The organism is Terriglobales bacterium, from assembly GCA_035487355.1.
GTDB lineage: Bacteria > Acidobacteriota > Terriglobia > Terriglobales > Acidobacteriaceae > QIAW01.
Genome location: DATHMF010000018.1, coordinates 1 through 15355 on the forward strand (window position 1 = coordinate 1; position 15355 = coordinate 15355).

The following is a 15355-nucleotide window of genomic DNA, read 5'->3' on the forward strand; positions in this document are numbered from 1 at the left end:
AAGTCACTGTGATGGGCAGCCCGGAATTCACACTATTTCCCATATTGGGAACCGGGCCGTGGGCGACTTCCCGATGAAAGAGAAACAGAAAAAGGATTGCCAGCAGGCTGTAGATTCCCATGAATCCCAGCAATGTAAACAATCCGTTGCCGGCATGAACATATTTTGAGTATCCCTCGGTGGTGCGCATGAGGCCGTAGACCAGCCAGGGTTGACGGCCGATTTCCGCCGTCATCCAGCCGGCGGTGTTGGCGATGTAGGGAAACGGCAGGCTCAGCATCAGGACCCAATGCATCCAGCGCGCCTGGAACAACTTGTTGCGCCACAACAAAAACGTAGCAACCAGCATAATGGCGACAAAGATCGTGCCCAGCCCCGCCATGATGTGATAGCTGTAATAGAGCAGAGGGATATTTGTCGGCCAATCGTCGCGTGGGTACTCATTCAACCCTTTCACCTCTGCGGTGGTGGTTCCATAGATGAGAAAGCTGAGGACCTTGTTCACTACGAACGGATTATCTATGCGCTGATTTTCCACATCGGGCTGGCCCATGATGACGATGGGCGCTCCTGTCTCGCTCTTGAACAGACCTTCCATAGCGGCCGTGGTCACGGGCTGATGTTTTGCCATGTAACGGCCATGCAGATCACCTGTCGGGAAGATTTGCACGATGCAGAAGATGAGCCCGGCGATTACACCCAACCGCAAAAAAATATACGCCTGTTCGGCGAACTTCCCTTCAATCAGGTAATAAGCCCCAACCGCCGACATTACAAAAGCCCCCGTAATCACCGCCCCGCTCATGTTGTGCGCGTATTGCAACAGCGCCCAGGGATTGAACAGCAGCCCCCAGAAGCTGATGACCTGGAACGAGCCATCGGCCGCACGCTCATAGGCAACGGGGTGTTGCATCCAGGCGTCGGTCACGATGATGAAGAAGCCGGAAAGCCACGAACCCAGGAACACCAGAACGGATGACCACCAATGTCCAATAGGGCTGAGGCGCTTTTCGCCATAAAGAAATAAACCCAGGAATGCTGACTCGAGAAAAAAAGAAAAGACGCCTTCCATCACCAGCGGCTGTCCAATGACGCCTCCGGTGACTCGGGAAAAATGCGACCAGTTTGTGCCGAACTGGAACTCCATAGGAATTCCAGTTACGACTCCCATAATGAAATTAATGCCGAAGATTCTTGCCCAAAAACGCGCTGCCTGATTGTAGGCTTCGTTCCTGGTGCGAAGGGCCAATGTTTTGAGCACAACGATCAGAGGAGCTAAACCCATCGTAAGTTGGGGAAATAAATAATGGAATGTAATCGTGAAAGCAAAATGAAGACGGTGGATAACAAGAGCATGATCCATGCTGCACTCCTTTCACCATGACAAATCTTAAATCAAAGCGTCGGCCATAACACTTTCAGTTTTGGAGTAACTCATGTCCCGAAGTTGCGTCAGAATTTCAGGGCAAATGTATGCGCTCTGCTGCACGGGTATCGCGAAGCGGCCTGCGAGAACAAGTGGTATTTGGTATTCAGGTCTACTGAGCTGGGCCCGTACTATCCACAGCAAACCGCGTGGGTTGGGGACGATAACCACTGCGTGTACGTATGTGATATTTTTTCGCAGCCTCGCCCACGAGTTTCACCTTGATGGTGCGCCAACCCCGGTTCTGATTGGCTTGTGGATAATAACTGAGCGAATAGAGATGAGCGACGTCACTGCGGATGGCAGCAAAGGCGTTCTGCTGGTCCTTCCAGCTCTTGGCAAAATAGGCCTCGCCGCCGGTGGCGGCACTCATGCGCCGGAAGACAGCAGTAGTAATAGGATCGAGTTTCGCTTCCCGCGTGCTGACTACATAGACCGGAATGCCTTCGGATTGGGCCAACTCGCTTATATCCTCGGGAGCGACCATGCTGGCCCGGTCAGGGCCGTTGGAAAACACCACCACTACTTTTCGGCCGGCATACGTGCCCGCGTCCTTAAGAGTCAGCAGCAGCGCATTGTAAAGTGCAGGATCGTCTCCGGCGACGGTGGAACGTACGCCCCGCAAAACCTGCATCCGGTCGGCGGTGAGCAAGGAGCCCCGGTAAAGGTCGCGGCTGTAAGCATAGAAAGCCACTCGTTCGGGATTATCGAGGGTCCTGACAAACTCTGCGATAGCATCCTGCGCGAAGGCAAAGCCACGGTACATATAGTTGCTGGTGTCAAAGAGGATGAAAACATTGGCACCCGACGTTGAGCCAAGCTGATCTGGCTTGGTGTCTTGATGAGCCGTAGCGTCAACCGACTCTTGTGGGCCGTTGCCTTCACCGAAAGTAGCAATTTTTTGTGGAATGTTATCTTCGTAAATGGCAAAGTCCGTAGGACGAAGACCGGTTACATAGCTTCCCTTGTGGTCGGTTACCGCCACGTTCAGCAGCACCAGGTTGACGTCAACCCGAAGGGTCTGAGCATTGGGTTGAGTGTCCTGCGCCGCGATCGAAATTGCAGAGCCGAAGAGGGTAACTCCAAAAATCAGAACATGTGAAACGTAGCGTAAAAAGTATTGTTTTCCCATAAGGTTAAGGTCCGTCCGTAGATCCTCTTTTCGGCAACGCGGCAATCTTGCCCAGCCGGAATTCGTCACCGGTTTCATGCATTGCCCGCAAAATTGCCGGCCAATCTTCGAGGTTGGTGGCAAAAAGTTTCTCGACCATACGATGCGTCAGCTCGGGCACCAGGTGGTTGAGCATCACAGGCGAATAGCCCTGCTCATCAGCCAGGCGGGCCCAGTATAAATTGTTCGAATCCCAGGACTCGGCGAGCAGGCGGCTGGAGTAATCCTGAAACGTGGGAAAAGGCTTCACGTTCAACAGCTCGCGGGCGTAACTGTGGGCCAATGCAGGATGAGGCACTCCAAAATCCTGTGACAGCCGGTCGCAGCTTGACTCCGCAGGACTGCTGTGGGAAAGGCCATCCAACTCCTTCCCTGCCGTGCCCCAGTACCCGGTCTCGGCAGGGTATCTTCGCCGGAACTCGGCCGCCAGATAGAACGTTTCCGCCGGCATCATCTCAGAGAGCACTGTTTCCGAATGCCCTGCGCGCAACGCCTTCTCAACCTGTCCCGCCCTTTGCGGAGACATGCGATCGGTAAGGATATCCATCACCATCGGGCGAAGTTTTTCATTGCCCGCGGCCGACAAAAGTTCTTCTCCAGTGCGCTGGTAAAGGGCAACAGCATGCAATTCATTGGGAGAAATACTCCACCAACGCGGGATGACGGCATCGCTCAAAAAACTGGGCGCAAGATCTTCCCAGATCAGGGACTGGACGTTTTCCGGAACAATAAAGTCCTGCTCTACCCAGGCCAAAGCGTAAGGCAGATCGGCAAGCGAGCCAGCCAGATGGGTGCCATCACCCGAAACCAGGCGCGGAGTCTTCCAGGGCTGCTCTCCACCGGTCCCAAATTCGCTGGCGTAGTCATGAGAGCGGACGAAAATCGCGTTGTTGCGAAGCACCTGAGATCCCGGCGGCTCATAGTAGGCGTAATTCAGTCCTACCAGAGTATCGCGCAGAAATGGGGCGAGCCGGCCGCGCGCTTCGCTCAACTCCTTGGGAGTACCTGCCTTGATGACCCGCGTCAAATTGGTCCGCGTCTGCAAGGTGGTATGACGGGTATCAGAAAGCTCATGCTCAAATTCACTTTTTTCGCTGACGGTAAAGATGGGGCGAGGCATCTCGAACTCGCGAAGCTCGGCCGCCAGTGGAACCAGCGTATCGCCTATGGCTTTTCCCTTGGCCATGTCATTCAGGCCGTCCCCCAGTGAAAATAGCGTGTCGAGGGAAACCAGGCGTTGAGCATCGAGAACTGAGCGAATTCTCGTGGCCAATTCCTGATGCACCCGCTGGCTGTCCGCACCGGATTGGTTGGGACCCGCGAGCAACGTGATGATTTCGTCTTGTGATTCATTCTGGGAAAGATCAGCGTTACTTGAGGCTGCCCGTAGCACTTCCCCGAACGAAGTTTTGCCGGCATCGAAAAGCTGGGGTGAGGATGAAATTTTCGCAAAAGGAGTAATGACGCGCTGCCAGGAATCGTTCAGGCTTGCGTCTGAAACTTCACCCTGCCGGGCCAGTATCTGCCAGAGCCCGACATTGGCTTGGAAGATACCTATGGCGTTAGCGCGCACCGTGGGAAGCGAAATGTGGTCAAGGGCTTCGGCCACGTTCAGGAAGCTGGCGATGGATTCATTGTTCAAACCATGAAACTCAGAAAAAATAAGATACTGGTCGCCAAAGCGTGGGAATTTATCGGCCAGCATGCGGACCGTTTGCGGAGTCAAACGCTGATTGGCGGGCCGTCCGCGGTCTATTTCACTGAGTGTCAGATAAATTTGCAGTGGACCATCGGTCGTAAATTCGCGAGAAAGAGCTATCAATCCCTCCACCAGCTCATCGGGGCTGTTCCAATGACCCGCGCGCTTGGCCCACTCCTTGCCCCGCTTGGAACCACCTCGGTGCCGAAAGATCGTCTTCCATACTTCCAGATCGCCGGGGATTTGCGGATGACCGGACTCCACTTGAAGCCGGGTCGCGAGAAGTGAGAAGCCGGCATCGGGCCGGAATACAGGTTTGGCCGGGCTGGGATAAATGTCCTGTCCACGCAGCGCTTCATAGCAACTCTTCAAGCGGCTGGGCTGGGTGAAGTAAGCCTGTTGCGACTGGCTGATGCGGGAAAGCGCATCAAAATAAGCGGCCAGCCAGCCTTCGTCTCGGGCAAGTAATCGGGTTACGAAATCCGCTGGGGAGTCTGGGCCCACTCCCACCAAATCTTTCCAGGCGGGTTCAGCAGCCGCACCTCCGGGCACGACAATCCGGCCGGAACGGATGTAAATATGGCTTCCGTAAAAATCAAGGACATTGGCGTAACGAACCAGCTTCTGCAGTCCTGGAAACTGGCGCAAAGAAGCCGCGGTTTCGGCATCCATTTGACCAAAGGCAGAATAAAGACGCGCCAAGGCAGGATCGCTCACCAGAGAGTCAACCACATCTGGGGTGTTCTCGTTCGATGTCCAATCTTTTGCAGAAAACAACACCGGCACCTGCGTGGAGTTGTATGGCAGGATGAAAGGTTTACCCCCCTGCAAGGTTGATTCGAGTTCTACCAGAGGGAACCCCGAATCAATCGTAAGAAAAGCCCTTTCCGAATTGGCAGTCTGCACAGAGGTGTTTGGCCCACAGCCCTGTTTGAGCCGATAGCCAAGAATCGTCAGCAGCGGCTCCGCCTCGACACAATTAGAAATACGGATGACGCCCTGCGGCCCAGCCAACGCCACCAACTCTCTGGATTGTTGCAGGTACCGCTTCACCAGAATCAGAAACTCAGTGGGCCTGCCATCCACGTACCCTCTTTTATCTACCTCTTGCGCCAACAGAGAGAGCACTTCATCGGGAGTGGCTTTCTGACTGACACCAGCCATCCGCAGAAATGAGCGTAGCGGACCAGCAATCGTAACCTCAGCCGTGGATGGAGATGTAGTCGGAGTGGCTGGGGAAGGTTGTGCTGCGGCAGGCACATCCGATGGGGAAGGAGTATCGGCGCTCCAGGCTTCGGTGGACAAGAACAAAACTGTGCACAGAAAAGCCGTTGGAAGAAGAGTGAAAAGGCGAAGAGGAGATTTCATGGCTTAGTCCTTCTCCGAACCCTGCAATTGCAATTGGCCAAGATACCCTATAAACGGCAGAAATTAAACAATTTTACGAATCTTTTACAACTGGTCATCTCGGTCTACTGCGCAGCTTAATGCAAAAAGAATCCGCAGAAACATGAAAAAATCAATGTATTTTTACTTAGGTATAAGTTGCGATTGGCTAAAGCTGCGTGGAGCCTTAAAATCAATGGGTTACGAGCCGGGATTGATCCGTGCCCCATAAATAATAAAGATTTCGATTCTCCACTCCAGGTTGGCTTTGTGAAGGATATTTTTCATTTCTGAATACCTTCTATCTTTAAAGATAAGCATGGGCTATTGCAGTGCACGCCGACTATCGGATTTAGGCGCTACGCTCGGACGATCCCGCTGGGAGTGGGGAGGGGGGTACTTGCTGGCTAGTGTTTTTGGACCCCAAAATCGCGTCTGCCCCCGTCATTACTGGCGAAAATCAATCTGGGGCACGAGACTTGCTGAAGTAGTCCTCAGTCTCCAGTCTCCAGTCCTCAGCAAAAGCAACCGCCAAAACCTTTCGCCGCAGACAAACGGAGATTTTTCGGAAGTTTGTGGGGGATGCCTACCCCACTTGCTGGCTAGTGTTTTTGGACCCCAAAACCGCTTTTGACTCGCGTCATTACTGGCGAAAATCGATCCAGATGGAAGGGACTTGCTGCTAGTCTGCCGGAAGCGGAGAAGAGCCACAAGAAGACAGCCTCAAGCCCGCAGCTTCACGAATTTTCAAAGACCTAAAGGGCGCAAGCCCAGCATTCTTGAATGCGTAACGTAAACACACGTCTAGCGCAATGATGGCCGGCAATTTCCAGGAAGTCAACATGTTGATATCAGAATGATACCGCTTTTGAATTAAACAAAATCCCACACCAGTTGTTGCCGGTGTGGGGCACCCAGGTGGCTTCGCGCAAGACGAATGAAGTGCTTTTTCAACATCCGCGTAAATCCGTGGAATCCGCGGTGAGCTTTTCGTTCTATCCATCTCCGGGATTGCATGGTTACTTCCGGAATTTGCCCTCGCTCTTACCATCATGAATAATGGCTGCACAGAGTATCAGATGCCGTGGTGGAGAGGTCTTCGACGAATCTGGAGTTGGCGGCGGCCGACCGTCGCTATCAGTGGTGACCATGATCCGGTCACGGGCGAGGCCTACTACCGCATGCTGCCCACCGACGACGGTGGCGAAAGCTATCAGATGGAATGTCTGCTTTGTAAAGCACAGGGAAACGTATTGGCAAGCAGATTTACGCACGAAGACAGTTGTCCTTTGTGGCGGGCAGAAAAATAGTTTCGGACGCACCATTCAGTTTCGGAGACGTAGCAAGCTACGCCATTCATTGACGACAAAGCACACAGCCGGGGACGGCTGTGCCACACGATTTAACTAATATTGAGAGGCGATCCCACACCGGCTGTGCCGGTGTGGGGCACCCGGGTTTGTCTCATAGCGGTATCATTCTGATATCAAAATGTTGACTTCCTGGAAATTGCAGGCCATCATTGGGCTAGACGTGTGTTTACGTTACGTATTCAAGAATGCGGGGCTTTATAACCCTTTAGCTCTTTGAAAATTTGCTTCGGACGAGCGTACGGACCTCGGTGGCTAACGGCCACAAGTCTAAGATTTTCGGCACAATAGGGATTCCTCCGCTCCGCGTTCGGAATGACAAGAAACCAACTTTTTCCGCAACGCCTCTGTCTGTGCCTATGTGCTATCCCACTTCCGGCAAGACTACCAGCAAGTACCCCACCCCAGATCGATTTTCGCTAGTAATGACGCGGGTCAAACGCGGTTTGGGGTACTTGCTGCAAGTGGGGTGGTGGCACGGCTCAAACAGCCCCTGGCTCCCTGGAAAGCGCCTGAAGGTTCTCAGAGAATGCCTTGCAGCGGCATGGGCAAACGAGAGATCCTCGGGGTCCTTCGCCGCAAAATACGCGGCTCAGGATGACAGTCCTTAAATGACCTGATGATTCGATGACAAATGACCTGATGATCCGATGAGCCAATGGACGCGGGTTCTGACCTCTGCGCTGATACCGACCCAAGCAAGCACGGGGGGTCCCCCTGAGACCGATCATAATCTGCGGCGAACTTTTGTTTTGGCTAAAAGCTAAGAGCTAAAGGCTAAGAGCTTCTTCTGCCCACGGAACAGAATATTAATTTCCGGTTAAGATTTCCTGGAGAAGCGGACCCTACCGTCGGTTTTTCTTCGCGAGTCGTGTTAGCATTCGAGATGGTCCTTCGCGCTATTTCTTGCAGCAACCGCAAACGGAAAGTACATCTCATCAGACAGCAAAGTTGAGGAGAGCTGCGCCATTCAGGAGTGAGGGACTCCAGCAAGACAAACTAATTCTAGGAGGGCTGACGCATGTTTAAAAGACTCGCCGCACAAATTGCCATTTTGATTTCTTTCTTATTCTTGGCTGTAACCGTGTCCCTTGCACAAGGTGGAGGAAACCAGGGGACCATCGAAGGAACAGTCACCGACCAGTCGGGCGCTGTGGTGCCGGGGGTGGAAATAACCGCCACGCTTACCACCACGGGAGCGGCTTTCAAGGCCACCAGCGGGAATGACGGTTTCTTTGTGTTCCCGATTTTGCCGGTGGGCATTTATGACCTGACGACCAAAAAAGACGGGTTCAGCAGCATCACCGAAGACGGCGTGGAGCTGACCATCGGCGCTAAGTTGAACCTGAAGCTAGTGTTGAAAGTCAGCGGCACGCAACAGACCGTGAACGTGGACGAAGGGGTCCCGGTGGTAGAGACCACGCGCACCCAGGTCAGCTCCACGGTGAATGACCGGGCGGTGGCCAACCTGCCCGCCAACGGGCGCAACTTCATTGATTTTGTGCTGCTCACTCCGGGAGTGAATCGCGACGTGCGCGGCGGCGACCTCAGCTTTGCCGGCCAGCGCGGGACTTTGAATTCGCTTACCGTAGACGGCACCGATAATAACAACTCGTTCTTCGGACAGACGCTGGGGCGCACCGGCTCGGGCCGCGCGCCTTATCAGTTCTCGCAGGATGCGGTGCAGGAGTTCCAGGTCAACACCAACGGCTACTCAGCAGAGTTTGGCCGCGCCGGCGGGGCTGTCATCAATGTTGTTACCAAATCGGGAACCAATAAATTTCATGGCACCGCGTTCGAGTTCTTCCGCGATCGCGGGATGAATGCCAACGATCCTATTTATAACCTGCAGCTCGCCTCCGCCATCGCGGGCGGCAAGCCCGCGCCGCTGCGGCCCAGCTACCACTTCCACCAGTTCGGCGGGAACATCGGCGGACCGATCATCAAGAACCGCGCTTTCTTCTTCTTTGATTACGACGGCCAGCGCAACAACACCGGCAATGCAATTCTTCTCACCTTGCCGACCCCAACCAATGCAAACCAGACGGCGGCGGTGAACTACCTCGCGGCCCGCAGCAACAACTACATCCGCACCTTCAACCAGGATGTCTACCTGGGCAAAGTGGACCTCGCCATCAATAACAGCAACCAGCTCTCGGGCCGCTACAACGCGCAGCGCTTCAAGGGACAGGGCCTGGAGAACAGCGGAACCACCAGCGCCTTCGAGCACACCGGCGCCTCCAACGTAAGCTCAGATACGTTCAACCTTCAGGAGACTGCGACCTTAACACCCAATCTGTTGAACGTCGCCAAGTTCAGCTACCAGCGCGACAGCGAGCCGGGGTTGGCCAACAGCATCAATCCCGAGGCCAACGTGCGTAATCTGGGCCAGACTCTTCTGTTTGTTGGCCGGAACTCGTTCAGTCCGCGCGAGACCACGATTCACCGCCAGCAATACGCCGATACCATCTCCTGGGTGCATGGCCACCACAGCCTCAAGTTCGGTGGAGACATTCTGCGCGACAAGATCCTGAATTTCTTCCCGGGAAATTTCTCGGGCTCGTATACCTTTGCCAGCCTCGATGACTTCGGCAAGAGCCTGCTCGGCCTTCCTGTCACCGCAGCGGGAAACTCCTTCACGGAAGCCTATCCTGGCACAGGAACTACCGGCGCCAAGACGCATCCGAATCTGTGGCAATACGCTGCCTTTGCGCAGGATGACTGGAGAGTGCTCCCGAATTTGACGATCAACCTTGGAGTCAGGTACGACGTGGAACAGGCAGCCCAGCCCCTGGTGCAGAACCCTACGGCCTTGGCGCAGGGACTCGATACCAAAAAGATCCCCAACTCCCACAACGGCGTGGCCCCGCGCTTTGGTTTTGCCTGGCAGCCATTTTCGGATTCGCAATTCGTTATCCGTGGCGGTTACGGCATCTTCTACGGAACCACGCCTTCCATCATGTACGGCACCGCCGATTCCAACAATGGAATCAATGTGCAGACGCTGACATTCAACGCATCGGTAGCCAATCCGCTTCCGGCCTCGTACCCCAACGTCACCTGCGGCGCTCCCATGGCGAACGCCGGATGCCCGGTCCCCACCGGCGCCGCGCTCCCCGCCCCGACAATTTACGTTTTCAATAGGAACTACCAGCAGCCTTACGTGCAGCAATACAACTTTGGCACGGAATATCAGGTCGGCAACAGCGTCTCTGTCTCGATCGGATATTTAGGTGTTCACGGCGTTCATGTGCAGCGCACCCGCGATATCAACGAATCGCCTGTCGAAGTTGTCAAGAGTCTTCCCGTTGCGGGAACCGGACAGGTGCTCTCGTATAACCAGTTGCAGACTGGCCTGCCTGGCTTCCCTCGTCCCTTCACTGGATTCGGCCGCATCTTCGAGTTTGAGAGCAACGCCAACTCGAGTTACAACGGGTTGATCGCTCAGGTGAACAAACGGCTCTCGCACAACTTCCAGTTGTCGGGATCGTATACCTGGAGCCACGTGATTGATGATTCCCCCGATGCCACGGCAGTCGTGCCCGGTACCGATGATGCCAAGCTGATCTACGACCCGAACAACCCCAGGCTTGACCGCGCCAACGGCAACGATGACGTGCGCCATCGCTTCGTTCTCAGCGGTGTGTGGGACTTGAACTATGCCGGCGGCATCCAGAACCCTGTACTCAGGGGGCTGGCGGAAGGCTGGCAGCTTGCCGGAATCTTCAACGCCCAGAGCGGCCAACCCTACACCGCGCTGGTTAATTCCGATCTGAATAACGACGGCAATAACCGCAACGAACGCGCGCCCAGCTTCGCACGCAATACCTTCAACCTGCCGGCCATCGTTACGCTCGATCCGCGCATAACGCGCACCGTTCGTATCACGGAAAGCGCAAAACTGCAGTTCATTGGAGAAGCATTCAACATCTTCAACCATTCGAACATTACCGGGGTGAGAACAACGTTCTATTCTCTCGCCAACAACGTAGGCGGTGGCTGTGATTCTGCAGCCGCTAGTCCCTGCCTGGTTCCGCAGGTATTCAGCAATCCAAGAGTGGGCATCAACGCCTTTGGAATACCTTCATCCGCTGCCGCCGGCGGACAAGGCAACGTTGGCCGCGTGCTCCAGATCGCTGCCAAGTTCACCTTTTAATAGATAAGCAATTCACAGCGGGGCCTCTTCGGAGGCTCCGCTTTTTTGTTTTAGGGAACAGTCAAAGCGCCGGCAGGCAGCTTGCTGTTTCTGTTGCTCATTGCACAACGACGCTCGCCAGACAAGTCAGGAAAGTCTTATTGCTCTTCACAGTCTAGCGCGTCTCTTTTCCAGCTTCTGGAGAAGCCACGCGGCTGGGTAGTGCGGGCAAATGATCGGAAATCCATTGCTCGAGCAAAGCGATCTCATTGTGAGGTACTGAAGAAAAACAAATGCCGACCCGTATGCCGCTGTCGGGAGTGATCACGTTCTTCACTGTTCCGGTTATATGAATAGGCAGCGATGTTCCCGGGAGTTTGAATGACATCGAAATCTGTTGATCGACTTGTATGTCGTGGGTACACCGAAATGCCAACCCATGGACGCTGATATCGATGATTTGACCCTCGATCGGTCCTGCTCCGGTTACAGTTGCAACTACCGGAATGTCGGCCGGACAGCGTGTTGCCCGCCGGCGTTGAAGGAGCATGTTTCCGTAGGCGGCGCGCAGAAAACGCATGGCCTGATCAACATTCATGGGCTTGAACATGATGAAGTTTGCTCCAGCACTCCTCGCAGCCCGCATTTCGGGATCTCCGCTGACCATGGCCAAGACCGTGGACTTGGCGTTTTGCTCAGAATTACGCATGGAGCCCAAGACTCGCGTGGATTCCTCGCTACCGCTCCAATCTATGATCACGGTATCCAGCTTCAAGGTGGTCACTGCATCCAATGCGGTCACAGAATCAAGACAAACCTCAGTATCAATTTCAAAATTATCCAGCACCTGGTTCATTACGGAAAGCACCTGAGCGTCGCGGGTGAACAAAAGGCCTTTCATTTTTTTCACTTCTGCCATGCATCACCTCTTGGATCGCCTTCGCAGTCAAAGGAGTACCACAGTTAAAACCCAACCCCGCATCTTGGCCATGCGCTTACTGCGCAATTCAAGCATTGGCGGGACGTCGCGCTCCACTATAAGGCATCTTTAAGATAACTTCTTTGAAAAATTGGGCATCCGCGACGAGATTCGGACCGTGTTCCCGCCATGAGAGGACCATGTACCAGGCAAGGCTGGATGGTTGCTCCGTCTATCGAGTCAGTGTGGATGGTTGCGGAACTGAACGGCCACAACTCCAGAAAACGCATGGAACTGCCTGGTTCGTCGTTGCAAAAAGAACCCACTCAGGGTTGAGTAAGTGGTTCCCTGTTCTTATCGCTCCTCAGACCTTCAAGGCAATCGTGGCGCGAGCGCTGAGCGGCAAGTGGCAGAGGATCTTTGGCGCTTCCGACGGAATTTGAGCGCGCTTTACCATTTACTTCGTTCCGGTTTGGCGTGTGTCCTTGCCAGAGATACATGGCAGCGTAGGCCCGCCACGGGCGCCAACACTCCGCCCTTTCTTCAAGCTCGCGGGGCGTCTGCGCTGAAACGGCATGCATCAGCCCCAAATCGCCGAATGGAAAGGCGTCGGGTTCGCGCAGGGCTCGCATCGCTACGTATTGCGCCGTCCATTTGCCGATGCCCGGAATCTCACACAGGCGAGCGAGAAAGTTGTTGACCTCAACAATCCCCTCAAAGCTGATGCGCCTGTCGCAAACGGCGCGGGCGAGGGCGCGAATGGTCTCGGCCCGCGCTTTGGGCATCCCGATGCTATCAACCTTGGCATCGGCGAGGACTTCCGGCGGAGGAAACAGATGCGTGAGACCTTTGGCCGCAGAGAACTGCCGGCCAAAAGTCTTCACCAGCAGCCCGGCAAGCGCTGTAGCACCTTTGACCGTGATCTGCTGCCCGAGAATGGCCCGCGTCGCGAGCTCGAATCCATTCCAGCAGCCCGGGACGCGAAGGCCGGGATCAGCTTCAACTCGCGCAAGCAATACCGGATCGATTCTTAATTTTGCCGCGATGGCCGGCCAGTCTGCCGTGAGATCAAACATGCCTCGTATGCGCTCGATAATCAGAAAGAGCAGGCGTGGATCGCCAAACTGAATACGCACTGCGAGTGCGTTATCGCTTTCTTCGAGCGAAACCTCAAAATAGCCGTGGTGCCCGTTCAGGGAAATCGAACGGCGATAACTGCCGCCTTCCACCACTTCGACTCCGGGAGTGGCACGCGGCCCGAGGAACGCCAGCATGCCGGTCCAGTGGTAGGGCGGACGAAAACGAAGGCGAAAGAGATATTGATTTTCCGGTTGGATCGCCGTCTGCCGCACCAGGCCGCGAATTTGTGTTGGGGTTCGCCGATAGGTCTTGCGGATGGCAGCGTTGAACCGTCGCACGGAACCGAATCCGGAGGCAACGGCAACATGACTCATGGGCAGCCTGGTTTCATCAATAAGCTTCTTCGCGAAATGCAGACGGCGTGTCTGGGCCACGGCACTGGGCGTCGCTCCCAGATGCTGAAGGAACAGGCGGCGAAGATGGCGCGAGCCAATTCCCAGACGCTCGGCAAGGACTTCCACTCCGCCGTCTTCAAGCGCACTTTCGTCAATCAACCGCAAAGCCCGCGAAACTGTGTTTGAAGTTCCTAACCAGGCCGGAGTTCCAGGGGAACACTCAGGACGGCAACGCAGACAAGGACGGAACCCTGCTTCAGCGGCTGCTGCCGCACTGGGAAAGTAACGGACATTTTTCTCTTTGGCGGAACGCGCGGGGCAAATCGGGCGGCAGTAGATGCGGCTGCTGAGCACAGCGATAAAGAATTTGCCGTCAAAGCGCACATCGCGCGAGACCCGCGCCTGCGAACACACCCGCCAATCCAGATCCATATTTCTCTCTTGTGATCAGGATAATTGATCTTCCAGCGAGAGATTAGACGTTTTCGGACAGCAATCCATGGCATCCGAACCCGCCATTATTTGTCAATCTGGGCTGCAGCCCGGAGCAGCGTCCGCAAACGTCCAATTCCATTGCTCTCTCTGCTCTATGTTCTATCTTTGGATCGCGCTCGCCGACAGGAGAAAGCTGATGTCTGCCGGAGCGGGCAACGGTTCAATTCACTTCCAAGGGGTTACCGATGATCACGAAGTCAGCTATCTGCAGGTCAGAATATCTTCGAATACTTTTATCCGGAATTCTCGCACTGTTGTTGGTGGTAAGCGGAACGGCCCTGAAGGCGAGTGCCGCTCCAGAAAATTCAGACGAAGCAACCATCAGGAAGCTCAACGACGGTTACATCCAGGCATTCTTGAAATCTGATGTGGGTTGGTACCGCGAGCACCTTGCCGATGACTTTATCTGCATTCTCGGGGATGGCAGCCCGATTGATAAAGCATCCTTTCTCAAAGGCACCGCGGAAGGGCCCGGCGTGGATGACTTTCACCTCGAAGACCTTCACATTCGTATCTACGGAGATACGGCGCTGGTGCAGGCGGTCTCCGTCTATCGCCGCAAAGACGGCACAATAGGAAAGACCCGCTACACCGATGTGTACGTGAAGCAAGCAGGAACGTGGAAGGCGGTCTCCGCCCAACTCACGCGAGTGACTGTGCCCAATCCGTAACCGTGCGAGCGCGTGACGCCAGTTGGCAAAGATGGGACCGGGCTGATGTTAACGTGGCTTGCGTATATGCTCGATCAAACTGGGAGCTGATGAGCTTGCCTGAAAGGTGCCATCGCCAGAATACTTCGCGACAATGCTATGGGCACCCAAACCGAGTTCTAAGGGTCCAAAGCTAACAATTTGCGTACTGCCACTGTTGGGAAGGTTCACACTGGAACCGACCTGAATGCCATTGTTGTCCAGGAGCGCCACACTTCCTGTTGGCGTTCCCGCGGCAGTTGTAACGGTTGCGGTAACAGTAATGGTTTGCCCCATGTGTACCGTGCCCGGTTTCTGTCCTGGAGTGGGATTGGGAAACACCACGATGTTGCTAATGGTGGTGCTCGTTGTTCTGGTGACGGATTGTGTTAGCGGCGCACTGGTGCTGCCGGCAAAGTTGCTGTCCCCGCTGTAGACGGCGGTGATGCTGTGCGCGCCTACAGTCAATGACGAGATGGAAGATGAGGTGGCAGTGCCACTGCTTAAAGTCACCGGTGAGCCCAGGTTTGTAACTCCATCCTTAAATTGCACCGTACCTGTCGGCGTTCCCGAACCGGGCGGTACCGCCG

The 15355-nt window shown here is 54.8% G+C and carries 9 protein-coding genes; 3 read left to right on the top strand and 6 right to left on the bottom strand.

The window, feature by feature from the left end:
* From VK738_03275 to VK738_03285, 3 genes are all read right to left on the bottom strand, one after another.
* A partial coding sequence (locus VK738_03275; protein ID HTD21645.1) for a cytochrome ubiquinol oxidase subunit I occupies positions 1 to 1363 on the bottom strand: 1363 nt, incomplete at its 3' end.
* A gap of 175 nt (positions 1364 to 1538) precedes the next feature.
* A complete protein-coding gene (locus VK738_03280; protein ID HTD21646.1) occupies positions 1539 to 2558 on the bottom strand; it encodes a VWA domain-containing protein in 1020 nt (339 codons plus the stop codon).
* Between the two features lie 4 nt (positions 2559 to 2562).
* The gene (locus VK738_03285; protein HTD21647.1) at positions 2563 to 5664 is read right to left on the bottom strand and encodes a hypothetical protein; all 3102 of its coding nucleotides are present in this window, start codon (positions 5662 to 5664) and stop codon (positions 2563 to 2565) included.
* Positions 5665 to 6761: 1097 nt separating this feature from the next.
* Here VK738_03285 and VK738_03290 point away from each other — a divergent pair.
* Positions 6762 to 6992 (top strand): hypothetical protein, encoded by a 231-nt coding sequence (locus tag VK738_03290; protein ID HTD21648.1) that lies wholly within the window; start codon positions 6762 to 6764, stop codon positions 6990 to 6992.
* 1081 nt (positions 6993 to 8073) lie between these two features.
* Entirely contained in the window at positions 8074 to 11208 is a 3135-nt protein-coding gene (locus VK738_03295) for a carboxypeptidase regulatory-like domain-containing protein (GenBank protein ID HTD21649.1), read from the top strand.
* 154 nt (positions 11209 to 11362) lie between these two features.
* Here the strand turns inward: VK738_03295 and VK738_03300 are convergent, their stop codons facing one another.
* Positions 11363 to 12088, bottom strand: coding sequence for a PilZ domain-containing protein (locus VK738_03300; GenBank protein HTD21650.1), 726 nt, complete (start codon positions 12086 to 12088; stop codon positions 11363 to 11365).
* Positions 12089 to 12432: 344 nt separating this feature from the next.
* Positions 12433 to 14013: an AlkA N-terminal domain-containing protein gene (locus VK738_03305; GenBank protein HTD21651.1), complete on the bottom strand. Its 1581-nt coding sequence runs from the start codon at positions 14011 to 14013 to the stop codon at positions 12433 to 12435.
* 248 nt (positions 14014 to 14261) lie between these two features.
* Here VK738_03305 and VK738_03310 point away from each other — a divergent pair, with 248 nt between their 5' ends.
* Complete coding sequence (locus VK738_03310; GenBank protein ID HTD21652.1) at positions 14262 to 14747, top strand: nuclear transport factor 2 family protein; 486 nt, start codon at positions 14262 to 14264, stop codon at positions 14745 to 14747.
* 48 nt (positions 14748 to 14795) lie between these two features.
* Here VK738_03310 and VK738_03315 read toward each other — a convergent pair.
* The coding region (locus VK738_03315) for an Ig-like domain-containing protein (protein HTD21653.1) at positions 14796 to 15355 on the bottom strand (560 nt) is incomplete at its 5' end.

What these genes read in the sequence shown, in the direction of transcription:
- VK738_03280 (HTD21646.1), bottom strand. Translation starts at nt 2,558, where the DNA reads ATGGGAAAACAATACTTTTTACGCTACGTTTCACATGTTCTGATTTTT.
- VK738_03285 (HTD21647.1), bottom strand. Translation starts at nt 5,664, where the DNA reads ATGAAATCTCCTCTTCGCCTTTTCACTCTTCTTCCAACGGCTTTTCTG.
- VK738_03290 (HTD21648.1), top strand. Translation starts at nt 6,762, where the DNA reads ATGCCGTGGTGGAGAGGTCTTCGACGAATCTGGAGTTGGCGGCGGCCG.
- VK738_03295 (HTD21649.1), top strand. Translation starts at nt 8,074, where the DNA reads ATGTTTAAAAGACTCGCCGCACAAATTGCCATTTTGATTTCTTTCTTA.
- VK738_03300 (HTD21650.1), bottom strand. Translation starts at nt 12,088, where the DNA reads ATGAAAGGCCTTTTGTTCACCCGCGACGCTCAGGTGCTTTCCGTAATG.
- VK738_03305 (HTD21651.1), bottom strand. Translation starts at nt 14,013, where the DNA reads ATGGATCTGGATTGGCGGGTGTGTTCGCAGGCGCGGGTCTCGCGCGAT.
- VK738_03310 (HTD21652.1), top strand. Translation starts at nt 14,262, where the DNA reads ATGATCACGAAGTCAGCTATCTGCAGGTCAGAATATCTTCGAATACTT.